Raw genomic sequence first — 25,114 nt, 5'->3', positions numbered from 1 at the left:
CCGATGCCGAGCTTCCTCGATTTCGAAAAACCGATCGCCCAGCTGCAAGGCCAGATCGACGATCTGCGCGAGACTGCGGCCGACGGCAACGTCGATATCGCCGCCGACGTCGCGCGGTTGCAGGCCAAATCCGACAAGCTGTTGCGCGATACCTTCGCGAAACTGACGCCGTGGCAGAAGACGCAGGTCGCGCGCCATCCGGAACGCCCGCATTTCCGCGACTACGTTGCCGGCCTGTTCGACGAATTCGTGCCGCTGGCGGGCGACCGCGCCTTCGCCGACGACCAGGCGATCATGGGTGGCTTCGCCACGTTCCGCGGTCGCCGGGTGATGGTGATCGGCCACGAGAAGGGCTGGGACATTGCCAGCCGGCTCAAACACAATTTCGGCTCCGCCAAGCCGGAGGGCTATCGCAAGGCGATCCGCCTGGTCGAACTGGCGGCGCGCTTCGGTCTGCCGGTCGTAACCTTAGTCGATACCGCTGGCGCCTTCCCCGGCGTCCAGGCGGAGGAGCGCGGTCAGGCGGAGGCGATCGCCCGTTCGACCGAGGCGTGCCTCAATGCCGGCGTACCGGTGATCGCGGCGATCGTCGGCGAGGGTGGCTCGGGCGGTGCGGTGGCGCTGGCCGCCGGCAATCGTGTGCTGATGTTCGAACATGCCGTTTATTCGGTGATCAGCCCGGAAGGCTGTGCCGCGATCCTGTGGCGGACGTCGGACAAGGCGCCGGATGCGGCGGAGGCGATGAAGATCACCGCGCAGGATCTGCGTGGCTTCGGCATCGTCGACACGATCGTACCGGAGCCGGTCGGCGGCGCGCATCGCGATCATGCGGCGGCGATCGCGGCCCTGGGCGATGCTTTGGACGGAGCGTTGCAGGGGCTTGCCGGTATGGACGCGGCGACCCTGCGGGCGGATCGTCGCCGCAAGTTCCTGGCCATCGGCCGGCTGTAACGCCGGAGTTGTGCGAAGTCGTCGCTCGGCCGAGGTGCAATGAAAAGGGCGGCGGATCCTGAAGATCCACCGCCCCGGTCGTATCGTAAGCTGATCGTCGGCTTAGCTGACGGTCATGTTGCTCGACACGTTGGTGAAGGTCGTCTTGAGCTTGTTGCCCAGGCCCTGCATCGCGGCGATGGCGGCAACGGCGATCAGAGCGGCGATCAGGCCGTATTCGATCGCGGTCGCGCCCTTGTTGTTCTTGATGAACTTGCGAATCGTCTGCATTCCGGTCTCCACTATCAAATCACTTCAGTCACCCGGCTGAACCGGTGACACCGGAGCAGCGGAACGGGAAATAGCGGGTGAGAGGTTGCGAAAGCTTTAAAGTTGCGGGAAATTCAGTTGGCGGCCTGCACCTTGGTGCTGACATTGCCCCACAGGCTGGTGTTGGCGTTGGCGACGCCCTTCAACGACGCGATCATCGCCACGACGATCAGCGTCGCGATGAGTCCGTATTCCACGGCGGTCGCGCCGCGCGGGTCGCGGCCGAGCCGGGTCGATCCACGCCTCAGACGGCGAAGGGCAGAGCGCAGCGTCATGCCCGGTCTTTTCGCAGCAAGGCCTTAACGAATGACTGAAATCGGGGCCGATTCGGGGCTGGTCAAGGACTTAGCCCTGCTGGTCGTTGCCGCGGCGCTGATCGATCCGCGCGGCGACGTACTGTTGCAGCGCCGCCCCGAGGGCAAGGCGATGGCCGGCCTATGGGAATTTCCCGGCGGCAAGGTGGAGCGAGGCGAAACGCCGGAGGCGGCGCTGGTGCGCGAACTTTACGAAGAATTGGGCATCGTCGTCGCGCCGGCGGCCCTCTCGCCGCTGACCTTCGCCACCGCCGATCTCGGCGCGCGGTCGCTGATCCTGCTGCTCTACGGCATTAGAAGCTGGGAAGGTTCGCCGCGACCTCTGGAAGCGCCCGAGTTACGATGGGTCGCGCCAGTAGCGATGCATACGCTGCCGATGCCGCCCGCGGACCTGCCGCTCGTCGAATACCTCGCCGGCGATTTGCAGCTGAGAGGTTGACCGGGACCAAAAAAGCCATCATCAGCCCGCCTCCACCGCATCGAGGCCCGATGGCGGAGTGGTGACGCAGAGGACTGCAAATCCTTGCACCCGGGTTCGATTCCCGGTCGGGCCTCCATCCTTGCCGAAAAGGCAAGGATTTCTGCGGTGTTAGGCGCTTTTGGTGTCTAACCTTGGATCGAGGTTAGACACTTCCCACCGTGAAAGTGCTGCCACAGCAGCGTCTGCCATGCGCTTCTGATTGGCTTCTCGGGTGTAGAGCGCGACCTCGTCGTCGTTCGTGTGACCCGACATCGACTTCATCGTCTGATTGCCCATGTCGAGCTCCGCCATGCGGCGCATGGTTGCCTTTCGCAGGCCGTGAGCGGTGCACAGTGGCAGGCCAGCTTCGTCGCACCAGTCGCGCATCCGGTTGCCGAAGCCCTTCGTGCTGTAGGGGCGACCATGCTCCGTCAGCAGGAATGTCAGCGCCGTCGGGTTCGGTGGCATGGCGACGATCGCCTCCAGCAGCTGGGGCGCGATGGCGATCCACAGTGTCTTGCCGGTCTTGGACTGCGTGATGCGGAAGCGACCGTCCTGGATGTGCTGGCGGCCGAGGTGGATCGAATCGACCTTCCGCTGGTCGGTCCAGAGCATGAGCTCCATCGCGAGCCGTGCCGCTGTCCCGAGCGGGTGACGTGCCCGGTATCGGGCGATTTCGTCCTCCGTCCAAGTATGGAAGCCGCGCGTGCGCTCGGACGGCGCCACCTTGATCCGGTCGGTATGCTCGACCGGGTTGTCCGCACGAATGCCGAGCTTCACCGCGAAGGCGAACATCCGCATCAATTCCTTGCGGAGCTTGCGCGCTGCCTCGATGCCGCCCCGCTGCTTGTTGCCGGTGCCGGTCTTCTTCCGCGTGCGTGCGATGATGGCGTCGAGGTGGTCGAACCTGACGTCCCTGACCAGGCGGTGCTCGTTCCCCTCCACGAATCGTTCGAGGATCGAGCGGACGCGGTCCTGCGTCGTCTTTGTCGGGCCGAGCCGTTCCGGCGTGGCCACGTATCGCGTGAACAGGTCTAGTAGGCTGCCTGGGATGGCGCGATCGAGCCGCGCCTGCTCGGCGGCCTTGCGAGGGGCTTCCGGGTCCATGCACGCCGCGTATTCGATCCGGAAATCTTCCGTGCCGAGTGCCGCCTTGAAATAGTGCGAGGGATAGCCCTTGCGGCGAAACCGAAGCCGCTCCTTGCCGTGGCGGTCCTTGAAGCGCGTCACGTACTCAGGGAGAAACCGGTTGCTCTTGAGCATGCGGCGGTTGGTCATACCGGCAGAACATCGTCCCACGAGTTGCGATCCGCGGTGGGCGCGGCCGTCTCGCTAAGGATGACGATCCTTCCGTTCGGGTCAATCTCTATGCGCCCGACGCGCATTCCGGCCGCCACAGCGCCTTTCAGCGCCCGGGTGACGTCTTCCTGCCTGAACCGGGCACGCGCGCTCATGCGGCCTCCGCCAACCGAGCGGAGGCCATTGAACGCTCAACATCGACTTCGCCGACAACTAGGGCTGCGCCGACACGGACGCGCTGCAGGTGAGCGAGGGCCTCGTAGAAATCGGCAAGCGCCGACGCGTCCTCTGCCGCACCGGGACGCTCGGCCCGCGCGCGCTGGCGTCGGGCGGCCGTGGCGAGATCCTCGGCGAGCTCGAAGCAAAACGCGCCGAAGAAACCTGTGCGATCGTCGAATGAGGGCAGGCCCGGGCGCGCCGGATCAACTATCCAACGCCACTGCGCGACCAGGCACTCGGCGAGGCGGATCGCGCGATCGGCGTCGGCCTGCTCGATCTGGCCCTGCTCCACAAAGCGAGGAAGGGCGGCCTGACGATCGCGCAGCAGACGCAGCGCTGCGCGCGCGCAGTCCCGGCGGTAACGGGGGTCGGCGAAGCGAGGGGCCGTCATGCGGCGTTCACGGCATTCAATGCCGCCTCGACGCGAAGAATGGCGCGGCCAATCGCTTCAGGTATTTGTGGGATTACTGCGTCGCCGAACGCCTCGACAACGACGCTGGCTGCAGACTGCCCCTTGCCATTGCCGACCGCAATGCGCGTCCCAGCCAGCCAGGCGGATAACCCATCATCCAACCGTAGGTGATCGGCAAAGTGTTCGAGGGACCAATCAGGCCCGCTGTGCTCAGCTGCGTCGCGATCTGTCGCGCATATTCCCATTTGTCCGGCGCTTTCCCGGTCTGCGCTCCGTCTAATACGGCATCCATCGTCGGTGATTTTCGACGATCGTAAGCCGGGGACCACGGGTCCATGCGCTTGTCCCGCTTCGTCGGTGTCGGCAGAGAGGCCGCTGCCCCCCTCTCCATCGCCGGCGCATGCATAATTTCGCGCATGCTGATGCCACGCTTCCCATCCGGGTCGTAGCGAGCGCCGCCCTGCAGATCCCGGGCAAGGGGTGTCGGCAGGATAGCCTCCCTGATCGAGGGCGTGCGACCGGTCATGAACGCCGGGCTCCGGACTGATCGCGCTTTCACTGGCGTCATCAATCTGGGCGGGATCGCATCCGATGACACGCCCATCCGCGCGCTGATCAACGACGTCGACACCGCGCGTGCCGACGACAAGCGGGCGATCACGCAGCGGGTCGAGGACGCCGAGGCCGAATATCGCGGGCTTGATGCCACCACGAACACCCGGATCGCGCGGACCGAGACAGCCCTGAGCGATGCGCAGCGGTCGATCGCGCAGCAGATCACCGAGGTCACCACCGATTACCAGGGCTTAGATCGGGCGACGAACAGCCGGATCACCAACTCGGTCGCGTCGCTGTCGGATGCCGACCGGTCGCTCAGCCAGCGGATTGACGCTCTTGTCGCGCAGGGCGGTGGTGGCAGCGAAGGTGTCGACAGCGTTGCACGGTCGGAGGTCAGCCGGGTCGAGCAGGCCTATATCGCCGCGGACGTTGCGATCGGGCAGCGGCTCGACAGCGTCTCGGCGAGCTTCACAAGGTCGGGTGGCAATCTGATCCCAGGCAGCGAGTTCACCACGCTGGATGGCTGGTCGCTCAGCGCGGCACTCCCCGACACCACGCTGTCGCGCAATGGCTCGGGCAGTGACTGGTTTCCGGGTGGCATCGAAGATGTGATGACGGTGAGGCAGGCTGGCACCGCCAATAATGCCGGCGCGTATTGCGAGGTCATGAGCGCGCCATTCGCCGTGCAGCCGAGCGCGTGGTACCAGTTCTACGTCTTTTCCTCGTCCCATCGCGCGCGCAACTGGGTGACGCTGTTCTACTACGATGTCAGCGGCGCTTTCATCGGGTATTCGGGCGAGAACATGGCGCCCCGTTACGACAACGGCGGCCGCGACATCCGGGGCTGGGATCAGAACGGGCTCAAAGCGGTGCAGGCGCCAGCATCGGCCGTCTACGCCCGCATGGTGCTGCGCAAGTACGACACGTTTCCCGATAAGGGGGACAGCTATGCGTGGTGGTGGCACCCCTATGTCGGCGAAGCGCGCGAGGGGCAGACCAATTGGAACCCCTATGCGGTAGGGAACAGCCGCGGCGCGCAACTCGCCGCCAGCGCCCGGATCGACCAGGCGGCAACCAGCGCCGCGAACGCCACACAGGCCGTGGCGAACCTCTCGACCAGCGTCGACACCCGCTTCACCGGGGTCAACCAGACGCTCGGCACGTTCGATCAGCGCATCACCGGCCTGTCGACCGACCTGAGCGGCTATGCCGGCCGCACGACCGTGCTGGAGGCCGCGGCTTCGGCTGGCGTGGCGACGGCCCGAAACGATCGCTTCGCCTATTGGACGGATGGGCAGCGATACCCAACCGGCTGGATCGATTGGCCGAGCACTCCGCCGCCCGCATCGTACACCGTACAGCGCGTGGGGAGTGATCTCGGTTCGCCCTACGGCGTCCGGACAGAAGCCAGCGCTGGTCTCGACTGTGGCTTCTGGCAGGTAGTGCCCGTATCGCCGGGCCTCTGGATTATCGAGGTCACCGCTCGCCGGGTGTCGGGTAGTCTCAGCGGCGCTGGTGTGACGCTGAGCGGCCAATGGAACCTCGATTTTCTGTCCGACCCTGACATCAACGGCCGGGTCGGCGACAGCGTCGATGGCCAGATCCGCACTTGGTCCAAGGCCGTGAGTATCGACGAGAGGACCGGCCAGACGGTCAATCTCCATGCGATGCAGGGTTGGTCCGGCTTCGGTCGCGCCATCGCCTCGCACGTCATCGTCTGGTCGAAGCTGTCGCTTCGCCCGGCGAGCCCTGGCGACATTGCCGGCATCAAGAACGCGGCCGACCTCGTCAGCGTCACCGCGCGGGTGCGGGCCACCGAGGACGTCGTCGCCGATCTGCCGAACCGCTACGCCGCGGCGTCGCGCGTCGGCGTTGTCGAGGCGCAGCTAACCCGCAGCGTGGCCAGCCCGCTCAACAGCTACGTCGATGCGGTCAACAACCGGATCGACACCGTCAACAATGGCACCGTCGCCAGCCTCAATGCCCGGATCGAGGACAGGGCCAACGCCATCGCCGACGCGAAGGTCGGCCCCGTCGCGCAATCCGTGCAGAACGTCTCGACGCAGGCCGGCGACGCTTACAGCCGGGCGAGCGTCGCGCTGTCGGCTGCCAACGATGCGGCGGGCAAGCTGTCGGCCGCGCGAGTACAATTCGTCGCTGATGCCGGTAATGGCGTCGCCAGCTTCACGCTCGCCGCAGATGGCTTTGGTGCCGGGTGGGAATTGACAGGCAATGGGCGCATCGGGGGCAATCTGTTTGTCGATGGGACTATTCAGACGGCCAAAGTGGCGCCGAATGCTATCACTGGTGCGACGTCGGTCGTTGGCTCAACGCGATCGTTTTCTACCGCGTACACGCTTGTTGCCGAGTTGAACTATAATGTCACAGCGGGCACTTCACAGATTGTTGTTCTGGCAAGCGGCAACGCGCTGATCAGTTCAGGTGCACCGACAGGTACGACCGCGACCGTTCTGATTGCCGTCAACGGTACCGTTCTGATCAATCAGCGCGTCGGCTCTCGCCTCAACGTCTCACAATTCACCTTCATATTGCCGACATCGGGGCTTTCGGGTGTCTGCAACTTCCAAATGACGATCGGCGCCTCTGCTGGCTACGGGCAGGCTGACCCTCACCAGATCGAACGGCCGACGCTGATCGTCCAAGAGTTCAAACGCTGAGGCATCACATGGAATATTGGGTACTCTACGACCTCGCCACCGGTGCAGACCGAGTGCGCGGATCGGGGCCGATCGGCTCTGCAGCGCTTCAGTCGATACCGCCTGGCCTCGGCCTAGTGCTTGTGCCAGCTGCTGCCTTGCTGGGCCCGGAGCTCGATCTCGTCGTGATCCGCTCGTGGGTGGCAACCCAGATCGATGTTGCTGCCGAGCAGCTGCGTCAACGCTTCCTGACGCCCGGTTCGGGACAGGCCATGACCTATCAGCGCAAGGAGACCGAGGCGCGGGCGTGGCAGGCGGATCAGGCCGCCGTGACCCCGTTCCTCACCGCTGAAGCCGCAGCGCGGCGCATGACGCTCGAAGCGTTGGCGGCCGAGGTGGTCGCGCAGGCAGACGCCTGGACGAGCATCGGATCGGCGATCGAGGCGGCGCGGATGGGCGCTAAGGCCGGGCTCGCGCAAACGGCAACCTTAGGAGCGATTGTCGCAGCGTCCGCAGTCGACTGGGAGGCTGTCATTGCTGCGGCGGTCGCTTAGCGTCGCCCGCCAGCTGCTGGTCTCGATCGACCAGTTGGCGCAGGTGCTCGTCGTCGGCATGTTCTTCGTCGCGGGCCTAACCGAGGCTTGCCCGTCGGCCGACGAAACGATCAGCAGCTACGTCGGACGTGGCGAAATGCGCGGAGCGCGTTGGGCGCAGATCCTCGCATCGATCATCGACCGTCTGTTCGTCCTGCTCGGCGAGCAACCCGGCCATTGCCGACGCAACGTTGAAACCGCGTTTCTCGGCCTCCCCCCGACCGCCTGAGTGGAGATTATCATGGACAACACCAGCCTTGCCGCGCAGGCGGTTGCGAAGGGGCCACCGACGCTCGCCCCGCCTTCATTCGACGGCCATGGTTGGCTGGTCGTCGTCAACCTCGCCGGCATGACATTCACCTGCATCGTCGCGGCGATGTTCGCCTATGACGCGCTGGCGGCGATGCTGCGCAACAACGGCCGCGACCTTCCGAACCACCCGGTGACGATATGGCGGCGGGCGGGCTTCTGCTTCGCAGCCGGCATCGCGGTCAGGACGTTCTTTGCGGCGGTCGCGCTGTGGAACTGGAACCCACGCGACCCGATTGGCACGGGGTGGTTCCTCACCCTCCAGCGCTTCGCAGACCCCATCGCCCTCGCTTTCGGTCTCGCAGGGCTCGGCATGTTCTACCTCTCCGCACCCGGCATGGTCGCACACCTTCGCCGCAAGCCGTTTCCCATCGCCATGTGGGCCTCGCTCCCCATGCTCCGCCGGCCGGCCGCCATCGCGCTGCTGAGCCTCATTGCAGCCGTCGGCGTGGTGTCGACCCGATGATATGGAAGGGGGCAGCAACTATGGGGGCTCTTATCCCGGTCGCGGCGGCTGCGCTCGCGGCCGACAAGGGCGCGACGATCGCAAGCAGCCAGCCGGTCGTCTGGCATTTCTTCGGCTCGCCATTCGAGGCGGGCAGCATGATCGCCGGGCTGTGCGCCTGCCTGGCAGTCCGGTTCTACGTCTCGGCTCGCGCCGGCAAGGAACATCGCTGGACGCTCGATCTGCCGGTGACTGCGCTGGCGCTGTTGTTCACGGCCGGTGCGGTCATGCGGCAGCGGCCCGACCCGGCGCTGGCGCTGATCTACGGCACCGGCCTCGGCGCGCTTGGCGTCGGCATCATCACCTTCGCGCTGAATTTCGTCCAGGCCCGCATGCCGGGCGCTGAGGATAGCAAGCCGCCCGCCTGACGGCGAGCGCATCCAACCTCCCGAAAGGACTATCATGAACAAGGAACCTGCGTGGCTGTCGGCCGCGCGGGCGAAGCTTGGCACGCGTGAAGCGCCAGGCCTCGCCAACAATCCGACGATCATGGGCTGGGCGAAGCGCCTCGGCATCAAGCTGCTCGGCGTGGTCTACAATGCCGACAGCGTGCCATGGTGCGGCCTGTTCGTCGCCACCTGCGTGTATGAGGTCGGCCTGCCGCCGGCGCCGATTGCCGTGCGCGCCAAGTCGTGGGCGGCTTGGGGTCAGGCCGTTGCCGCTGATCAACTGGCGCCGGGCGCTGTGCTGGTCTTCGAGCGGCCGGGCGGCGGTCATGTCGGCTTCTACGTCGGCGAGGATGCCACCGCCTATCATGTCCTCGGCGGCAATCAGGGCGATACCGTCTCCATCACCCGTATCGCCAAGAGCCGCTGCGTTGCCCGCCGCTGGCCGGGGCAGCAGGCGATCGTTGGCGGGCCGGTGAAGATGACTGCCATCGCCGGCATTCCGCTGTCGCGGAACGAGGCGTGATGTGGACCGCGCTCCGCCGGTTCTGGCCGGCCCTGCCGGTGCTGCTGCTCGGCCTTTGGGCCGCGCGGCTCGATCACCTGCGCAGCAGCTACCGCGAGCAGCTGATCGAATGTCGGTCCGGCCGGCAGGTCGACCGCGCGAACGGCGACCGCGACGTTGCGAAGGCTGAGGCCAGCTTCGCTAAGCAGCGCGCCGACGCGGCCGAAACCTATGCGCAATCCGCGCAGGCGCGCGAGCCGCTCATCGTGCGCTCCACCAACACCGTGAGGGAATATGCTCAGACAGACGCTGGCCGGGCTCAGTGCCTTGGCGCTGACCGCGTGCATGGGGTCGACGAGTTCTCCGCCGCCCTCTTCGCCGACCATTCCGCCAGTTCCGGAGGCGGCCAAGGTCGAGTGCCTGCCGACGCCGGTACCGCGCCAGCCGGACGGTAGCGCGAACAGCGCCGATGCCGAGGCAGCGATCCGTAACGGTCTCGCTGATCTCGCCACCTGTAACGCCCGCCGACGCCTCGCCGTCGATGCGTGGCCAGCCAAGCCGAGGTGATCATGCAGGACAATTACCGAGACAAATGGAATGGGGTCGGGGACCCCGGCGTAGCATCTGAATCCATCCAGCCGGACGATGCCAACGACCTCAACGAGGTGCCGAAGGGTATCTATGTCGGGACGGGCGGGGATCTGGCCATGATTGGGGTCGGGGACCCTCCGGAGTCGGCAGGTGTCATCTGGCGAAACGTTCCCGCCGGTGCCCTTATACCGTTCCGGCCTCGGCGCATTCTCGCCACCGGCACGACGGCTGCCGATCTGATCGCGGTGCAGTGATGCGAATCGGAGTCGCGATCAGTCTCGCGGCGCAGCGCGCCCGCGCCATCGTCGGCCTCGCGCTCGGTGCGGCCGGCGCCATCCTCATCCCCCGCCGCTGGTCCGACGCCGGCAGCTGGCAGGACAATCAGACTTGGAAGGACGCAGCATGACGGTGCTGACCACGATCCCCAACGGGGCATCGAACCGTGATATTCGCGAAACTCTCAACCAGCTGCTGGCGGACGTCGCGGCACTGAAAGCCGGAGGCGGCACCGGCGGCACCGGCGGCACGGGTGGCACCGGTGGTACGCCGACGCCAAGCCCGACGCCTCCGCCTGCCGCGGGCACGTTCGATCGCGATCTGACCGTCGTCGGCGACAGCCAGACGGTGAACGGCGGCAACCCGATCTATGCGATGCAGACGGATTATCCCGGCCGGAACATCTCGGTCCTGGCGCAGACCGGCCGCAACCTTGGCACGCCCGACAACCTCAACGACGGCGGCAACACCGTCTACGGGCAGCTCGCCAACATCATCGCCCAGAAGGCGCGGATGTATATCATTCACGACGGCGCCAACACGCTCGGCTCCTACGGCTGGACGTCGGCACTGTGGATGGAGCGCATCCAGGACATCGCGAAGAAGATCAAAGCCGGCGTCGCCGGCACGTCCGTCTTCTGCGTCACGCCGCTGCCCAACGGGAACGCCTCGCAGGCGGCCGCCGGCTTCGAGCAGCAGCGCCAGGACGTGAACACGGGCCTGCGCGCGGCGATCGGCGGCTCCTGGCTGACCGGCATCCTGCCCTATGGCCAGCACCCGTTCCTCAGCGACACCACCGACGCGACCTACTTCCAGTCGGATCAGATCCACCTCAAGCAGGCCGCTTATGATGCGATGAAGCCGCAGCTCTACGCCGTGGTGAATGCGTTCCTCGCCGGCAGTAACGCCCTCGAGCCCAGCGCCTTCTCGCTGACCGACCTCAACAACCGGGCGGCGTCGACCTCCTACACCTCGGAAGTCGTCGTGGTGGCGGGCCTTGGCCCGGCGGTGACCGTCACCGCCTCCGTCACCGGCGGCACGATGCAGGCGCGGCAGGGGGCGTTCAGCGCGGCCAACGTCGCCGGCATGGTCAACGGCGACGCCGCCCGGCTTCGGGCGACCACGGCCGCGACCAGCGGCACCGCGACCGACGTCGTGCTGTCGTTCGGCGCGACGTCCGACACCTGGACGCTGACGACGCAGGCGGCCGCCGGCAATCAGGTGACGCTGGCGACGTCGTCGGTTCCGTTCACGTCGAACCACAACTTCGACACGGCTCATACCTATGCCGCGGTGCCGTTCCCGGCTGGCCGTCCGCTGCTGCTGCTCGAAATGAACGGCGGGCAGGCACCCTTCAGCGTCCAGATCAACGGGGTGGCGGCCCAGGTGGTGATCAGCGACGGCGGTCGCCTGGTAGCGCTCGGCGCGGCGGTGCTCGATGCCGGCAGCTATGACGTGAAGGTCACGACCGGCAATCCGGACAAGGCGTTCAATGCCGCGATCATGCACGCCGGTGCGATCACGAACGCTGCGGCCGGCAATCCGGTCGGCGGCACGGCATCGCTCGGCTACCAGTACCGCGGCGACGACGACCAGGCAGTCGGCCAGGCGATCGCTATCCCGACCTCGGGTCTGGCGGTCATCCTCTATTACAACGGCACCGCCGACTTCACGCTGCCGGACGGCTATACGCTCGCCCGCGACATGGGCGACGGCTGGTACTGGATCACCACCACCGCCAGCGACACCTACCACATCAAGTCCAACGACTATGGCAACACCATGATGCTCGCGATGGGCTTCACGGCCTGATGGCCAGCCGAGGGTGGCCCGGCCGGTCAGGCTGCGGTCATCCTCCCTTCACCAAGGAAATGACATGACCCGTTGGTTCATCCTGGCCGCGGCGCTCTTCGCCGCGCCTGCTGCTGCACAGACCGTATCCGGTTGCGGAACGACCGCGATCAGCAAGGCCGAAGCCTCCAATCCGGCAAAGCTCGCCGCCTCGGCCGATTGCTTCGGCAAGGCGAAGGTAATCGCCGCTACCGCCGAACAGGCGCGGCGCGATCGGATCGCCGCCATCACGCCGGCGCCCGTGCCGACGCCCGTGCCGTCTCCGGCGCCTACGCCGCAGCCGGCCGCAGTGACGCCGATCGCGAGCAACTTCGCCACTGCGCCGCTGATCGGGCCGGGCGCGCACAACCCCGTGCCCTCGGGCAAGCCGGACAATGTCGGCGCCTTCCGCTTCATCTGCACCGCCGGCCAGCTGAATTATGACGACCCGATCCTCTATCCGGGCATCAAGGGCGGCTCGCCGCACCTCCACCAATGGTACGGCAACGATGGCGGCAATTGGGCCTCGACCTATGCCAGCCTGCGCGTGAGCGGTGAAAGCACCTGCTCGAACAAGCTGAACCGCTCAGCCTATTGGGTGCCGGCGCTGATGAATGCGGCCGGCAAGGTGATCGTCCCCGACTACATGTCGATCTACTACAAGCGCCTGCCCGACGGTGATCCGCAGTGCCTGAAGGAGTCGGCGAAGGGCTGCGTCGGTCTGCCGACCGGCCTGCGCATCGTCTCCGGCTACGACATGAAGCGGATGGGGCAACCGCAGCCCGAGAACGCCACCTATACGCATCGCTGCATCACCGACGGCAAGCCGCAGATCGAGCGCGCCACACTCGCCGAGGCGATTTCCGACTGTGGCGGCGCCGGTCAGATCATGTCGGCGATCAACTTCGGTGCATGCTGGAATGGTGACCTCGACAGCGATGACCACCGCTCGCACGTCACCCAGGCCAAATACATCGGCGAGGCGTACCCTCAATGCCCGGCCGACCATCCCTACCTGATCCCGCAACTGCGCCAGCAGCTGGCCTATACGATCACGGCCGATGACGGTGACGTGTGGTTCGCGTCGGACCGCATGAACGGCATGACCATGCCCGGCGGTTCGACCTTCCACGCGGACTATATGGAAGCCTGGGACCCGGCGACGCGGGCCATTTGGGAGAGCCGCTGCATCGGCCAGCTGCTGAACTGCTCGGATGGCGAGCTTGGCGATGGCACGATGCTGAAGCGTGGCGGCCTGACCTATCTCGCCACTCAGCGACTGGTCGATGCGCCGACTCGCTGACGTTCTCCGCGCGATAGCACGAGAGGCCGGGCCGAGAGGTTCGGCCTTCTGCGTTTCTGCCGCGGCTGCTCAGCCGTCCGTTAGCGCCTGTCGCGCCGCGACAGCGAGTTCGCGGAATGCCGCCTGCCAAGTCGCTCCGGCTTGATCCCACGGCAGCGGACCTTCCATTCGCTCGATCCGGCTGTCCCATAGCTTCTCGGCGAGGTGCTCTATCAGTGCCTCATCATCGTTACTGGTGCATAGACGGCAGCGGGCCATCGCGAATCTCTTGCAGCGTTGTTCCTGTTGCGTTCCATAGCGCAATGGCGCGGCAGCAGCGAATCACGATCGACCTCGCGGTGAAGATCCTGCGGCAGGCCATGACTGCGACGCGGGCGACCGACGTCGAGCCGGAGCCGGTTCGCCTCGCGCTCCGTTGCCTGATGCCGCACTGTCCAGAGCGCTGGCCGCTTCTCCAATTCTGGGAGGGCTGGCTAGGCACGCATGAGATTGGGCGCGCTCAGTCGATGACGGCCGCCTTCAACGGCATTATCCGCCAGCTGCGCAGATCGGGCAGCTGGTGCGACAGCAGCGACTAGGCCGGCGTCGCCGACACGTCAGATGTCCAGGTTGCGACGCTCAATTTCGGCAAGCAGCGCCTCGACCTCGGGGTCACCAGCCTCGCCGGACGTCTGCTGATACGCATCCAGCAGCTGCTTGTCCGTCCACATGACGAGGATGGCAGGATCGGTCGTGGCCCAGCTAATCATCGCGCCATTCTATCGACCGGCGCTTCTGGCGCCACCCCAACAGTTTCTACGAACACGTCCGCAGGCCAATGGCCGAGCGGGGGTGCTGGGCTGCAACCCAGCAACCGACGGACTGGAGATCCGTCACGCGCGGCTGGCCTAGCCGCAACGCCCCGCGCCTGTGCACCAGGCGGGGCTCCAATGAGCATCAATCATCATGGAGTCGAATCCTTATCTCGCGCCCTCGTTCATCGGCGGGGCGGCCGGGGAACCTACCGGCTATCTTTTGAGCGCCAGCGGCGACCTATTCGGACACCGCGAAACCCTCGGCTTTGGTGAGCCGGCATTCTATGTCGCCGTCATGGATCGCGCCGCGGCCGACGCGATCATCTGCGCCAAGCATTACAGCAAGCGCGTCTATCGCGGGTCGACCCTCCACCTCGGCTTGTGGATCGACGGCAGCTTGGCGGGTGTACTGCAGTTCGGGTTCGCCATGAACCCTGCGTCGGCGGACAGCGTGGTGGCAGGCACCGCAATGTCGGAATACCTCGAGTTGAACCGCATGTGGTTAGATGATGCCGCCCCGCGAAACAGCGAGAGCAGAGCGCTAGGCGCGGCGATCCGGCTAATCCGTCGGCTGCGGCCGGCGGTGAAGTGGATACAGTCATTCGCAGACGAGCGCTGCGGACTGTTCGGCACCGTCTACCAAGCCGCGGGGTTCACCTTCCATGGCGAACACATTGGCATCTTCTGGGAATTGGACGGCGATTTCTACCACAACACGTTGATGACGGCCGGCGGGCAGCGGGCGCAGTCCCCTCGGGCGGCGCACCTTCTTGCGAACCGTGATCGAGCGGTTCGGCATGAATTGCGCCAATTCCGCTATCTACGTTTCCTCAAGCCGCGCTTCGCGCGGGGCTGCCGTTATCCGGCATTGCCGTTTCCGAAGCCGTCATATGCTGACTGAGTGGTGATGGAGCGGCCCGACGGGGTCGCACCGTCCTCGCACCCCCTGGGCGGGGGCTCGTCCGCTGGACGGGCCGCGTTGATCAATCTGCTGCCGCTCATTCCGACGATCTGCAAGCGGAAACCGTGCTTTATAGCGTCAAGCATTAGCCCGCCGTATCATTGCGACCAGCTCCTGCACGCGGTCTCTCAAGTCCAGCATATTTAAGTCGGCATTGCCGAGAGCTACAACAGATCTGGCTACCTTCACCTTATCAACCTTTTCCTCAACAAGGTTCGCAGTTGCGCGCAATCCACCTATCGGCTTCTTCGTGTACTTCGTTGGTCTAGTGCGAGTAAAATGTAGAGCATGATCATACTGCCCGCCGGCTAATGGGCTATCATATAGTGTCCCATATACCTGCTTAACGGATTGCTGCAGGGTCGCATGGTCGATGTAGTTTTCTACCTCACGTCCTTTCGTCAACCAACCAACAGCACCATCTTTTCTAAACTCCGCCAGTATGCGCTTCTTTGTCTCGTTGATCCGACTGTAGGGGCTTGTCCGATCGCTATCGATCATGATGGCTAGGTTTCGATTAAGAGCGCGCAATTCGATAAATTCGGACACTTCATCATCGGAGGCGGAAAGATGGCTTAGTAGTCGGCCCCCATAGAACATGATAGAATAGTGAATGCTTTCTTGAATATCGGGCGCGACGAGCCGAATCCAATTTTGGAGATAAATTCGATCCGAAGGACCCTCCACCCAAATTACCGCATTTGCTTGGATAATGTCTGAAGCTCGGTGTCCTAAGTCGACGCAGATTGCATGGCGCTCGGCTCGGAGCATAGCTTCCTTGATTGAGGTGCGTCCGTTCGTCGACGTAACATGAAATATGGCAGAGTCGGGAGTATCTATAAAGCTTGCGGAATGGGTCGCGATAAAATATTGATTGTTAGTGTTTTTGGATAAGAACTGCATTAGCTTTCGCTGAAGCAATGGATGCAGGTGTAACTCCGGTTCCTCAATGCAAACAATTTGGTAATCGTGTAATATACATTCGGCTGCAATAATGACGACTTCATGTATGCCGCTACCAAGATTCTCTAGCGGCAAAATCTTGTTGTTAATTTTCACCAAAATATGCTGACGATGGTGAGGTATCTCAATGGCAGCGGTTTCCTCATCCGTAACGAATTGAAGAAAGCTATTTATCTGATGAAATTTCTTTCGTTCGCGCATATTGAAGACATCGGGGTTTTGAAGCTCGATCAAGCGATCGATTAGCCCTGCTCCTCCAATGTCGGCGTCTGTCGCCGGACGTATCTGACGAATAGCTGGAATTAGGCGGGTTGGTGGAAGGCGTATATCCACCGCTTGCTGCGTCATCATGACCAGCTGGGGAATGCAGTGTTGTAGCACATCGGCGCCCTCCCTGCCGGTGGCAGCCCGCCAGAGACTATACCACTCTTCACGAGACATCGCCGAAAGAAGCTCTTGTGGGCGCGGTGCTGGGTCGAAGACCATCGCTTTTGCAGCAGGCAAAAACGCGGTAAGCCAAACGACCCCATCATCGTCACTCAATGCCGCGATCAGCTTATCAACTGATATGTCTAATGTTTTCGTTCGATGGTTCAATTGGGCCTTGAGGCGATTGCCCACCTCGACTGCCGGATTGCCTATCTTAAAACCAGCTTGATCAGCAACTAAGTGGAGTTCGTGGTCGTCAAGCTTAGCCGCCGACAAGTGGCGCTCACCGTTAGGGTACGGAAGATGCTTACTTATGAAATTCAGGGCAATTGACTTCCCCGAGTTGTTCGCGCCAATGAAAAAGTTAAACCTCTTGAAAGACGGCATCGAAATCCACTCAGGCCCGATGCCTCGGTAATTTTTTAACTGCAAAGCCTTAAGGAACATAATCGGCAACACTTTCGGCTATTACGTCTGGATGTGATCGGTCAAAATCACTCGTGTAGTCAAGTCCGACAGAAGATAGGCTTTCCAGACCGGCGCGCATTCGACTCAAAACGGTTATCGTGCTCCGACTGCCGCGACCAATAGGCGGAGTGCCCTCGCATGGGTCGCCTCCGGCGCAAGAGTAGGTGATTATTCCTCGCCCCACGGAGTAACCTGGTTACAAATGATCCCCCCCTCGCGCCGTGCCTCTAGTGACCTCCTAAAGGTTAGACGTTAGTGACTGGGAGCCGCAGTTCTTCGTGAGGTCGACCAAAGAGGTTAGACATCGTCGGCATACGGATTTTCGTGCTTCTTGCGGTCCCGGTCGGACTCGTTAGCCACCATCGCAGGTAGGCGGTGGCGACCCGGCTTCCGGGCTCGGTCACGACCCTGAATGTCCGCTTTTGGGGGGAGAGCGGACATTCCGGCTTCGGGACTTTACGCTACCAGCCCAGGCGGTGGCGCGTCCGCTGCCACCATGAACCGCGCCCCAAGGAAGCGGCTGCCGTAAGCCGCCTCGCCTGCGTTGCGGAGACACCGAGCAGAAGCGCGATCTCGTCCACGGAGATGTTAGGCCGTTCCTTCCGCAGGTCCTCCGCAGTCCAGACCAACGAAGGAGATAGTCGCTCTAGGAAGATGCAGGGACGAATACGCAAGGCATGTCCTGTCTTTAGCACGCGCTCGTAGCTTAGAAACTCGACTGGCCATTCGCCTTTTTGGGAAATGCGGCAGGCCTCATCTACGCTCAAACGCCGGAGGAAATACTCGTCGAAAATCCGTTCTTCCTGAGCAATCATCCAGTGCTGGCCGCACGCGCGGCACTGCGAAAGGTGTAGCCACCAAGCGTCTCCGCCGTGATCTGCAACGTTCTCGACGGTCGCGAACACCCGCTCGTCAAGACCGTCGCCCCCCATTGGCACGGCGGCCAAGTCAGGTAGGGATGCGCAGCAACAAGGGCCCGATGCTTCATTCATCGGAGGCATGATGTGGCCTAGAGCCAAAGTCCGCAACTGGGCGTTAGCGGAATGTCGGCTTCTGGGAGGAGAGCGGACATTCCGGCTGGCCTAGCGAGCAAGGCTCCTGCTAGGTCCATCTGCGATGAAGAAGGTTGCCTGCGCAGCTTGGCCGACATTTCCCGCGCTCGTCGTGCTCGCGTCGTGCGCCACAACTGGCTTCCAACAGTCCTCCTTCGAACTGATCGTTGAAGGTAATGAGGCAAGCTATCCAGCTTTCGAGACGGCGGCGAAGGATTGCGGGTATGATGGCCTTCGCAAGTTTCCCGGTGCGACGGTCCAGAACAACATCACCGTAGGTCCCCATTATAACCTATCGCGTGTCCGCAGCCGTGCTGCCCATTGCACGACAGACTGGGTGGACGCTCATCCCGAAGCCGGTCTCAAAATTAGCGAAGAGTAGGTCCGCTTTTGGGCGAAAGCGGACGTGGGTATCGCGTACGCGAGTTAGGGTGTCAGAGCCTTCTGAATACGCCGGATCGCGTCGGTGCGGCGGAGGGTATCTTCGCCGCGAATGTCTGCTTGTTGTGGGGAGATTTTGACCCAGGACAAGCCGCTAGGATTGGTAATTACCCTCTACAAGGTCGGCCCAGACATGGACGTCTGCACTCCCGTCAGGCGAGCCTGCGGCGATTGGCAGGTGAAACACAGAGGCTACGCGCAGTGTGACATCACGCTCATCCTCAATGATGGCGACATGCTCACCGACTCTTGGGAGCATCGAAAAGGTATATCGACCACGGAAGCCATTTAAGCCGCCTGACGCTTTGGCGACAAACAAAACCTCGATCATATACGTATCAGCCTATTTTAAGTTCGTGTTCAGGGCCACTGCCGGGGTTGCAATAGCGCGACCGCGGATGGCGGGGAACGTCCGCTATTGGGCGTTAGCAGCCACTAAGCTACGAGCCAAAAGGCCGCGCATAACGGTTAGACATTTGCCCTTGGGCGCCGCAGTCCGCCGTGGGTAAACCCACTGGGGTTAGACACCGCAAAGCCGCAGAAAACTCAACTTTTGCGAGGCCCGGTCGGGCCTCCACGCCGCGCGACGGCAGCGGCATTTCGCCGAGCCGGCGTCGACGTATGGTATCGTTGCGCTGACGGTCGCCACCCATCACCGTGCGGGCTTTCGCCGTTAGTAGGAAGAACCGCGACTGGCGGGATCACGCTATAATGCGAACACCGGCGACGGTGGCATTGCGATTTAACTAAAATTTCATGGCTGCCGGTCTACCGGAATACGTGTCCGATATGGACATGACGGGGCGGGAGTGGCGAGAGACATACGCCGGATGTGGCACAACAATCAACGTAAGCCGCAGGCTGTGCCGCAGCGAACGTAGATAGAATCGGCGGATGCGGCAGGCTTGGCCTGCCGCGGATCGCAGGCCTTCATATTTAGGGAATGACTGATGTCGATCACCATCGTGACGGCCAATGGGGATCTGTGCCTGCCCTCGATCGGCACCTGCGCCGCGGACTTGCGCCAGGCGTTCGACGAGGGCGGCGCCGTGCGTCTCGATCTGTCCTCCGTCCGGACGCCCGACCTCAGCGTCGTGCAGCTCGCCTGCGCCGCGCGTGCCAGTGCCGCGAAGATCGGGCTGGACTTCGGCTTGAGTACGCCGGCCCACGCGGCGCTGCGGGCCTTGCTCATCCGGGCCGGCCTGATGACCGACGCATCCGCTGACGACCTGCAATTCTGGTTCCATGGAGAAGCGACCCAATGACTGCTGCGATCCTGACGGTGGACGACAGCGCCAGTTTGCGCATGGCGATCCGCATCGCACTGACCGGGGCGGGCTATGCCGTGACCGAAGCGGTCGACGGTGAGGACGGTTTGACCAAGGCGGCGGAGACGCGCTTCGATCTGATCGTCACGGACCTGAACATGCCCAACATGGACGGTCTGGCGATGATCCGTTCACTGCGCGCGCAGCCCGCGCAGGCCGGCATCCCGATCATCTTCCTGACGACCGAATCGGATGCCGCCATGAAGGCACAGGCAAAGAATGCAGGCGCGACGGGCTGGCTGGTCAAGCCGTTCGAAGCGGAACAACTCATCCGCGTCGTGCGCAAGGTGCTCGGCCGGTGACCGCAGAGGATCCGATCGCGACCTTCCGCATCGAAGCGGCCGAGCTGCTCGACCAGATCGAGCAGAGTCTGCTCGACCTTGGGCATCGTCTCGATGATGCCGGCCTGATCAATGCGGTGTTTCGCGGCCTGCATACGCTGAAAGGTTCGGGAGCGATGTTCGGCTTCGACGCGCTCGCTGCCTTTACGCATCATTGCGAGAGCGTGTTCGATCGGGTCCGCAAGGGCGAGGCTCGCGCCACCCCGGAGCTGGTCGCGGTCATCCTTTCGGCGCGCGACCATATGCAGGCGCTGATCGACGGTGACGCGCCGGACGCTGACGGGCGCACGATCCTCGACCGGCTCGCCGCGGCGGTCGCCGGTGCGGACGGTGGCGCCACGTCGGTGGGGCAAGACAACGGCTGGCGGCTGTCGTTCCGGCTGCCGCCGAACGCCATGGCCAATGGTACCAACCCGCTGATGCTGCTGGACGAACTGCGCGAGCTGGGTGATTGCCGCATCGTCGCGCGGACGGATGCCGTGCCCCCGCTGGCGGATCTGGTGCCGGAGGAATGCTGGATCGGCTGGGACGTGACGCTGGTCGGCGACGTGCCGCGCGAAGCGATCGAGGACGTCTTCCTGTTCGTCATGGACGACATGACGCTGTCGGAATACGCTGGCGGTCGGATCATATCGGGGGGATTCTGCGCCGCGGGAGCGGCTTCATCGTCCTGCTCGACTTGCGCCATATCGTCGCGGCCGACGTCGACCTGCTGATCGCGCCGATCGACGAGGCGGCATGAGCAGCAGCCTCGTCGCCCTTCCCGCCGACGGAGTCGGCCTGCCACCCGACGACCCATTGTCGCCCGCGGATTTTCGCCGGCTGGCCGACTATATCCATGCAGCGTCCGGGATTCATCTGCCGCCGGCGAAGAAGACCATGATCGAGGGGCGGCTGCGGCGCCGTGTCCGGCAGCTGGGCTGTGGAAGCCTGGCCAACTATTGCGCCTGGCTGTTTGACGAAGGCCATCTCAGTGACGAAGTCGAATCGTTGCTTAATGCGGTAACCACGAACAAGACCGATTTCTTCCGCGAACCGCGGCATTTCACCTATCTGGCCGAGGAAGTGCTGCCGCGCTGGCGCGATGCCGGGGCCCAGCGCCTGCGGGTATGGAGCGCCGCTTGCTCGACAGGGCCGGAAGCCTACACGCTGGCCATGCTGCTCGACGCCTTCGCCCAGGATCACGGCGGCCCGGACTATGCGATCCTTGCTACCGATCTTGACACCGAGGTGCTAGAGATCGCGAGGCGTGGGGTCTATCCCGGCGCGCTGTTCGATCCCGTGCCGCCGCTGCTGCGCGCACGTTATTCGCTGCCCGCGCGCGATCCGCGCCGCGACGAGCGTCGCATCGTGCCGTCACTGCGCGCGGCGGTCGGCTTCGCCCGGCACAATCTGATCGACAGCCACTATCCGATCGGCGCGCCGATGAATCTGATCTTTTGCCGCAACGTGCTGATCTATTTCGACAAGGAAACGCAAGCGCAGGTCGTCCGGCGACTTGCACGCTGTTTGGTTCCCGGTGGCCTGCTGGTCCTCGGCCATTCCGAAACGATCGCCGGGCTCGAATTGGACGACGAATTGGTCGCCGTCTCGAACACCGTCTTCCGGCGCGTCTGACATGAGGAAGAAGATCCGCGTCCTGATCATCGACGACAGCGCGAGCGTGCGTCAGGCGATGACGGCGATCCTGTCCGCCGATCCGGATATCGAGGTGATCGCTGCGGCCGCCGATCCGTTTGCGGCGGCGCGCTATATACAGGGCGAGGTGCCCGACGTCATCACACTGGACGTCGAAATGCCGCGGATGGACGGCATTACCTTCCTGCGCAAGTTGATGACGCAATGCCCCGTGCCGGTGGTGATGTGCTCGTCGCTGGTCGACGAAGGGTCGGACACATTGCTCCAGGCGCTGGAGGCGGGAGCGGTCGACGTCATCCTGAAGCCGCGCCTCGGCGTCGCCGATCATTTGGTCGAGGCGCATCTTCAGATCCGCGAGGCGGTGAAGGGCGCGGCGAGTGCCAGGCTCGGCACGCGGCCGGTGCTCCGCCCGGCGGCGCGCCTGTCGGCCGACGCCATGCTGCCGCCGCCGAACGGCCGCGCCCTCAGCCGGACGACAGAAATGGTCGTCTGCATCGGCGCCAGCACGGGAGGAACGGAGGCCTTGCGTGCCGTGCTGGAGGCGCTGCCGGCCAATTCGCCCGGCATCGTCATTGTCCAACATATGCCGGAAAGCTTCACGCGCGCCTTCGCCCGGCGGCTGGACGGGCTGTGCGCGGTCGACGTCAAGGAAGCCGAACATGGCGACACGGTGATGCGCGGCCGGGTGCTGATCGCGCCGGGCGGCCTGCGTCACACCATGTTGGAACGCCACGGCGCCCGCTATGCGGTGGCCGTGCGCGAGGGGCCGCTGGTGTCGCGGCACCGGCCCAGCGTCGATGTGCTGTTCCGTTCCGCGGCGCGCAATGCCGGCGCCAATGCCGTCGGCGTGATCATGACCGGCATGGGTGATGACGGCGCACGCGGCCTGTTGGAAATGCATGAGGCCGGGGCGCGCACCTTCGCACAGGATGAGGAGACGTCGGTGGTATTCGGCATGCCCAAGGAGGCGATCGCGCGCGGCGCGGTCGATCGCGTCGTGCCGCTGGAGGCGATCGCCCGCGAGATGCTCCAGGCGACGGCACGATGAGAGACGGATGATGACGATGATCGAGAACTCGACCCACATCCCTCTGCCGATTGCGGAAATGGCCGACCAGCTCGACGAGATGGTCGCGGACCTCGAATTGCGCTTTCGCGGGGTCGGTGAGACCTTGGCGCAGGCGATCGAAACCATCGACCGGATGGGCGCCGATCTTGACGATATTCAGGCCTCGCTGGCCCCGGAGGTGGTCGGCACGGCGATCAAGCGGCTGCGCAACGCGGCGCACCGGTTGAAGACATTGCCGGCGGCGCAGGAACGCCGTGCCGCGGAGATCCAGGTGCTGACCTGTCGCACGCGCGAGATGCGGTCGCTGCTCGCCGATGTCGGCGAGATCCTGCATCTCCTCGGCATTTACGGCATGAGCATCAAGATCGCCTCGTCCGGCGAAACCGCCTTCTTCAACTTCGTCGCGGGGATGGAGGGCAAGCTGGAGAGCGGGCGACGCGAGCTGCGCTATTTCGGCGACGAGCTCGACCGGTTCGGCAAGGTCATCGCCGACATGCGTCAGGCGGATCATCTGCTCGCGGTCGAATCCCGCAAGATCGGGCCGGAGGCGCCGGCCGAACTGACCAGCAATGCCGACGCACTGGAGGTTCAGCTGGAGACGGTGGCGCGGATGGCGCAGGACGTGAGCGGCGTGATGCGAACCGTTCAGGCCGAAGTGGCGCGCATGCTCGGCGCGATCCAGATCGGCGACAGTGTCCGCCAGCGGGTCGAACATGGCGCGACCATCTTGCGCATGCTGCTGCCGCAAGGCGACGATGCTGCACCGCCGCCGACGGTGGTGGCGACCATGGCGGCGCTGGTCGCCGCGCAGATGCGGGCGACCGCGCAGGACTTTTCCCGGGAGATCGGCGCGTTGATCGCCGCGATCGACCAGCTCGGGCCCTTGACGACGCGGTTGCTGGGTCTGGTCGAGCGACAGGGCGCCAGCGGTGACGATGGCGATGTGCTGGTCCGTATCGAGCACGGCATCGCCGACGTCAGCCAGGTTACCGGGCAATTGTGCGAGGCGGATCGGCGGCTGGCGACGCTGGCCCAATTCGTGCGGCGGACCTTCGCCGATCTGCTCGGCGGCCTGTCGCGAATCCAGCGGATCGCCCTCGACGTGCAGGACATCTCGACCAACACCCGGCTGCTCTGCCGCCGCCATGGCACGACCGGCCGCGCCGTGGCGGTGATCGCGACCGAGGTCGCCCCCTGCGCCAGCCGGCTCGATGCATCGAGTGCCGGTGTTGCCCGGTTGATCGCCGATCTGAAGCGGGTGGAACTGACCCAAGCGCAGGGCGATGGCGAGGAGGGCCAGGACGATCTGGCGCTGGATGCAGCGTTGAAGGTCGTGCGCCAGGCCTGCGCGACGTCGGACCGCGCGGTCAGCGATGGCGGCGGCGAGGCCCGGGCGATCGTGACATCGCTGGAGCGGAGCGCCGACACACTACATGAGCAGCGTGTAGTGGTGGAGGCACTGGAACGGGCTGCCGACCTCCTGACCGGGGTGCCTGTCCCGGAGGAGCGATCGGCGGATGAGGAGGAGGCGTTGCGGGCGGTGCTGGTCCGCGCCGCCTCGTTTTATACGATGGCGCGCGAGCGCGAAGTGCATGCGCCGTTCCTGCTGCCGGGCATGGCGGTCGTCGACGCCGACGCCGCGCTGGAGGATGATGACGGGCTGTTCTGACGTCGGGCGTCAGCGGCCCTGGCGTGTCTCGACCCGAGCCGAATCGCGCGGCAGGAGCATCGGACGCAGCCGGATCCCCAGGCAGATCACCGTCGGCCAGAACAATGTATTGATGATGTCCGAGGTCGTGTCCGGCCAGCGCCACGAGCCGAAGTGGAGCCGGTCCATGACCTCGTTGAACGCCTCGGCGAGGGCGACGACCGACAGGGGCACGAAGCTGCCCAGCGACCGCCGCGTCAGGACGCGCGCGACCATCAGTACGGCAAGACCCGCGTGCAGGTGGAGGATCGTGTCGGGCAAGCCCGTGCCGTCGCCGATCCAGTCGATGAAACGGTGATAGGTCGCCGGGATCATCGCCGCGCCTTAGGCGGTGCCGCCACGCTCGCCAACCCATATTGCCCATCCCCGGCTTGGCGGCGACCGGCGCGCACGATACAAGCCGGTGGATCACGAAGTGTATTGCGCAGCTAAGACAGTTGTGCGA

30 protein-coding genes, 1 tRNA gene and 1 pseudogene are annotated in these 25,114 nt (G+C 64.3%); 23 read left to right on the top strand and 9 right to left on the bottom strand.

Features of this window, described 5'->3' with window-relative positions; all coding sequences use genetic code 11:
• Positions 1-3 precede the first annotated feature (3 nt).
• A complete protein-coding gene (locus tag D9601_RS06730) occupies positions 4-951 on the top strand; it encodes an acetyl-CoA carboxylase carboxyltransferase subunit alpha (RefSeq protein ID WP_198353068.1) in 948 nt (315 codons plus the stop codon).
• A gap of 102 nt (positions 952-1,053) precedes the next feature.
• Here the strand turns inward: D9601_RS06730 and D9601_RS06725 are convergent, their stop codons facing one another.
• Together D9601_RS06725 and D9601_RS06720 are read right to left on the bottom strand one after the other, a co-directional pair.
• Positions 1,054-1,221: a Flp family type IVb pilin gene (locus D9601_RS06725; protein ID WP_198353067.1), complete on the bottom strand. Its 168-nt coding sequence runs from the start codon at positions 1,219-1,221 to the stop codon at positions 1,054-1,056.
• 113 nt (positions 1,222-1,334) lie between these two features.
• Positions 1,335-1,535, bottom strand: coding sequence for a Flp family type IVb pilin (locus D9601_RS06720; protein ID WP_198353066.1), 201 nt, complete (start codon positions 1,533-1,535; stop codon positions 1,335-1,337).
• Between the two features lie 31 nt (positions 1,536-1,566).
• Here D9601_RS06720 and D9601_RS06715 point away from each other — a divergent pair, with 31 nt between their 5' ends.
• Complete coding sequence (locus D9601_RS06715; RefSeq protein WP_198353065.1) at positions 1,567-2,013, top strand: (deoxy)nucleoside triphosphate pyrophosphohydrolase; 447 nt, start codon at positions 1,567-1,569, stop codon at positions 2,011-2,013.
• Positions 2,014-2,057: 44 nt separating this feature from the next.
• Positions 2,058-2,131, top strand: a tRNA-Cys gene (locus D9601_RS06710).
• A gap of 32 nt (positions 2,132-2,163) precedes the next feature.
• On the opposite strand, the gene D9601_RS06705 is transcribed toward D9601_RS06710, so the two are convergent.
• The 4 genes from D9601_RS06705 to D9601_RS06690 are packed head-to-tail and all read right to left on the bottom strand — an operon-like array spanning position 2,164 to position 4,125.
• Positions 2,164-3,312: a site-specific integrase gene (locus tag D9601_RS06705; protein ID WP_198353064.1), complete on the bottom strand. Its 1,149-nt coding sequence runs from the start codon at positions 3,310-3,312 to the stop codon at positions 2,164-2,166.
• Entirely contained in the window at positions 3,309-3,488 is a 180-nt protein-coding gene (locus D9601_RS06700) for a hypothetical protein (protein ID WP_198353063.1), read from the bottom strand. The genes D9601_RS06705 and D9601_RS06700 overlap by 4 nt, the downstream gene beginning before the upstream one ends.
• Complete coding sequence (locus D9601_RS06695; protein ID WP_198353062.1) at positions 3,485-3,943, bottom strand: hypothetical protein; 459 nt, start codon at positions 3,941-3,943, stop codon at positions 3,485-3,487. Before D9601_RS06695 ends, D9601_RS06700 begins: the two co-directional genes overlap by 4 nt.
• Positions 3,940-4,125, bottom strand: a complete 186-nt coding sequence (locus D9601_RS06690) for a hypothetical protein (RefSeq protein ID WP_198353061.1) — start codon at positions 4,123-4,125, stop codon at positions 3,940-3,942. The genes D9601_RS06695 and D9601_RS06690 overlap by 4 nt, the downstream gene beginning before the upstream one ends.
• Positions 4,126-4,488: 363 nt before the next feature.
• On the opposite strand from D9601_RS06690, the gene D9601_RS06685 reads away from it, so the two are divergent.
• From D9601_RS06685 to D9601_RS06630, 12 genes are all read left to right on the top strand, one after another.
• Positions 4,489-7,200 carry a hypothetical protein gene (locus tag D9601_RS06685; protein ID WP_198353060.1) on the top strand — a complete coding sequence of 904 codons (2,712 nt, stop codon included), beginning with the start codon at positions 4,489-4,491 and terminating at the stop codon, positions 7,198-7,200.
• Positions 7,201-7,208: 8 nt separating this feature from the next.
• Positions 7,209-7,733 (top strand): hypothetical protein, encoded by a 525-nt coding sequence (locus D9601_RS06680; RefSeq protein WP_198353059.1) that lies wholly within the window; start codon positions 7,209-7,211, stop codon positions 7,731-7,733.
• Positions 7,714-8,001: a hypothetical protein gene (locus D9601_RS06675; protein WP_232473843.1), complete on the top strand. Its 288-nt coding sequence runs from the start codon at positions 7,714-7,716 to the stop codon at positions 7,999-8,001. The genes D9601_RS06680 and D9601_RS06675 overlap by 20 nt, the downstream gene beginning before the upstream one ends.
• 12 nt (positions 8,002-8,013) lie before the next feature.
• A complete protein-coding gene (locus D9601_RS06670) occupies positions 8,014-8,547 on the top strand; it encodes a hypothetical protein (protein ID WP_198353058.1) in 534 nt (177 codons plus the stop codon).
• A gap of 20 nt (positions 8,548-8,567) precedes the next feature.
• A complete protein-coding gene (locus D9601_RS06665; RefSeq protein ID WP_198353057.1) occupies positions 8,568-8,954 on the top strand; it encodes a hypothetical protein in 387 nt (128 codons plus the stop codon).
• A gap of 34 nt (positions 8,955-8,988) precedes the next feature.
• A complete protein-coding gene (locus D9601_RS06660) occupies positions 8,989-9,498 on the top strand; it encodes a TIGR02594 family protein (protein ID WP_198353056.1) in 510 nt (169 codons plus the stop codon).
• Positions 9,498-9,932 carry a hypothetical protein gene (locus D9601_RS06655; RefSeq protein WP_198353055.1) on the top strand — a complete coding sequence of 145 codons (435 nt, stop codon included), beginning with the start codon at positions 9,498-9,500 and terminating at the stop codon, positions 9,930-9,932. Before D9601_RS06660 ends, D9601_RS06655 begins: the two co-directional genes overlap by 1 nt.
• Positions 9,933-10,022: 90 nt before the next feature.
• Complete coding sequence (locus D9601_RS06650; protein WP_198353054.1) at positions 10,023-10,322, top strand: spike base protein, RCAP_Rcc01079 family; 300 nt, start codon at positions 10,023-10,025, stop codon at positions 10,320-10,322.
• Positions 10,322-10,474, top strand: coding sequence for a hypothetical protein (locus tag D9601_RS06645; protein ID WP_198353053.1), 153 nt, complete (start codon positions 10,322-10,324; stop codon positions 10,472-10,474). The genes D9601_RS06650 and D9601_RS06645 overlap by 1 nt, the downstream gene beginning before the upstream one ends.
• Entirely contained in the window at positions 10,471-12,156 is a 1,686-nt protein-coding gene (locus D9601_RS06640) for an SGNH/GDSL hydrolase family protein (RefSeq protein ID WP_198353052.1), read from the top strand. Before D9601_RS06645 ends, D9601_RS06640 begins: the two co-directional genes overlap by 4 nt.
• 64 nt (positions 12,157-12,220) lie before the next feature.
• Positions 12,221-13,477 (top strand): DUF1996 domain-containing protein, encoded by a 1,257-nt coding sequence (locus tag D9601_RS06635; protein WP_198353051.1) that lies wholly within the window; start codon positions 12,221-12,223, stop codon positions 13,475-13,477.
• Between the two features lie 302 nt (positions 13,478-13,779).
• A complete protein-coding gene (locus tag D9601_RS06630) occupies positions 13,780-14,055 on the top strand; it encodes a hypothetical protein (RefSeq protein ID WP_198353050.1) in 276 nt (91 codons plus the stop codon).
• Between the two features lie 18 nt (positions 14,056-14,073).
• On the opposite strand, the gene D9601_RS06625 is transcribed toward D9601_RS06630, so the two are convergent.
• A complete protein-coding gene (locus D9601_RS06625; RefSeq protein WP_198353049.1) occupies positions 14,074-14,226 on the bottom strand; it encodes a hypothetical protein in 153 nt (50 codons plus the stop codon).
• Positions 14,227-14,422: 196 nt separating this feature from the next.
• Here D9601_RS06625 and D9601_RS06620 point away from each other — a divergent pair, with 196 nt between their 5' ends.
• Positions 14,423-15,172 carry a Mom family adenine methylcarbamoylation protein gene (locus tag D9601_RS06620; RefSeq protein ID WP_198353048.1) on the top strand — a complete coding sequence of 250 codons (750 nt, stop codon included), beginning with the start codon at positions 14,423-14,425 and terminating at the stop codon, positions 15,170-15,172.
• Between the two features lie 138 nt (positions 15,173-15,310).
• Here D9601_RS06620 and D9601_RS06615 read toward each other — a convergent pair whose 3' ends face one another.
• Complete coding sequence (locus tag D9601_RS06615) at positions 15,311-17,071, bottom strand: ATP-dependent nuclease (protein ID WP_232473989.1); 1,761 nt, start codon at positions 17,069-17,071, stop codon at positions 15,311-15,313.
• 1,137 nt (positions 17,072-18,208) lie between these two features.
• Between D9601_RS06615 and D9601_RS06610 the strand changes: the two genes are divergently transcribed.
• The 7 genes and pseudogenes from D9601_RS06610 to D9601_RS06580 all read left to right on the top strand — a co-directional run bounded on the left by D9601_RS06610 (position 18,209) and on the right by D9601_RS06580 (position 24,630).
• Complete coding sequence (locus D9601_RS06610; protein WP_198353046.1) at positions 18,209-18,526, top strand: hypothetical protein; 318 nt, start codon at positions 18,209-18,211, stop codon at positions 18,524-18,526.
• A 1,009-nt stretch (positions 18,527-19,535) separates the two neighbouring features.
• On the top strand, positions 19,536-19,850 hold the full coding sequence (locus D9601_RS06605; protein WP_198353045.1) for an STAS domain-containing protein: 315 nt from the start codon (positions 19,536-19,538) through the stop codon (positions 19,848-19,850).
• Positions 19,847-20,215 carry a response regulator gene (locus tag D9601_RS06600; protein ID WP_198353044.1) on the top strand — a complete coding sequence of 123 codons (369 nt, stop codon included), beginning with the start codon at positions 19,847-19,849 and terminating at the stop codon, positions 20,213-20,215. Before D9601_RS06605 ends, D9601_RS06600 begins: the two co-directional genes overlap by 4 nt.
• Positions 20,212-20,862 (top strand): annotated as a pseudogene (locus D9601_RS06595) (Hpt domain-containing protein); the annotation flags it as partial. The gene D9601_RS06600 and the pseudogene D9601_RS06595, both read left to right, overlap by 4 nt.
• A gap of 130 nt (positions 20,863-20,992) precedes the next feature.
• Positions 20,993-21,871, top strand: a complete 879-nt coding sequence (locus D9601_RS06590; RefSeq protein ID WP_198353042.1) for a CheR family methyltransferase — start codon at positions 20,993-20,995, stop codon at positions 21,869-21,871.
• Position 21,872: 1 nt separating this feature from the next.
• Positions 21,873-22,940 carry a protein-glutamate methylesterase/protein-glutamine glutaminase gene (locus D9601_RS06585; RefSeq protein WP_198353041.1) on the top strand — a complete coding sequence of 356 codons (1,068 nt, stop codon included), beginning with the start codon at positions 21,873-21,875 and terminating at the stop codon, positions 22,938-22,940.
• 7 nt (positions 22,941-22,947) lie between these two features.
• Complete coding sequence (locus D9601_RS06580) at positions 22,948-24,630, top strand: hypothetical protein (protein ID WP_198353040.1); 1,683 nt, start codon at positions 22,948-22,950, stop codon at positions 24,628-24,630.
• Between the two features lie 9 nt (positions 24,631-24,639).
• On the opposite strand, the gene D9601_RS06575 is transcribed toward D9601_RS06580, so the two are convergent.
• Positions 24,640-24,984: a hypothetical protein gene (locus D9601_RS06575; protein ID WP_198353039.1), complete on the bottom strand. Its 345-nt coding sequence runs from the start codon at positions 24,982-24,984 to the stop codon at positions 24,640-24,642.
• Positions 24,985-25,114: the final 130 nt, after the last annotated feature.

It is taken from the genome of Sphingomonas sp. MA1305 (assembly GCF_016107325.1).
Taxonomy (GTDB): domain Bacteria; phylum Pseudomonadota; class Alphaproteobacteria; order Sphingomonadales; family Sphingomonadaceae; genus Sphingomonas.
Note: the sequence above shows the minus strand (reverse complement) of the source record. Positions and strands in the feature narration are given on the sequence as shown.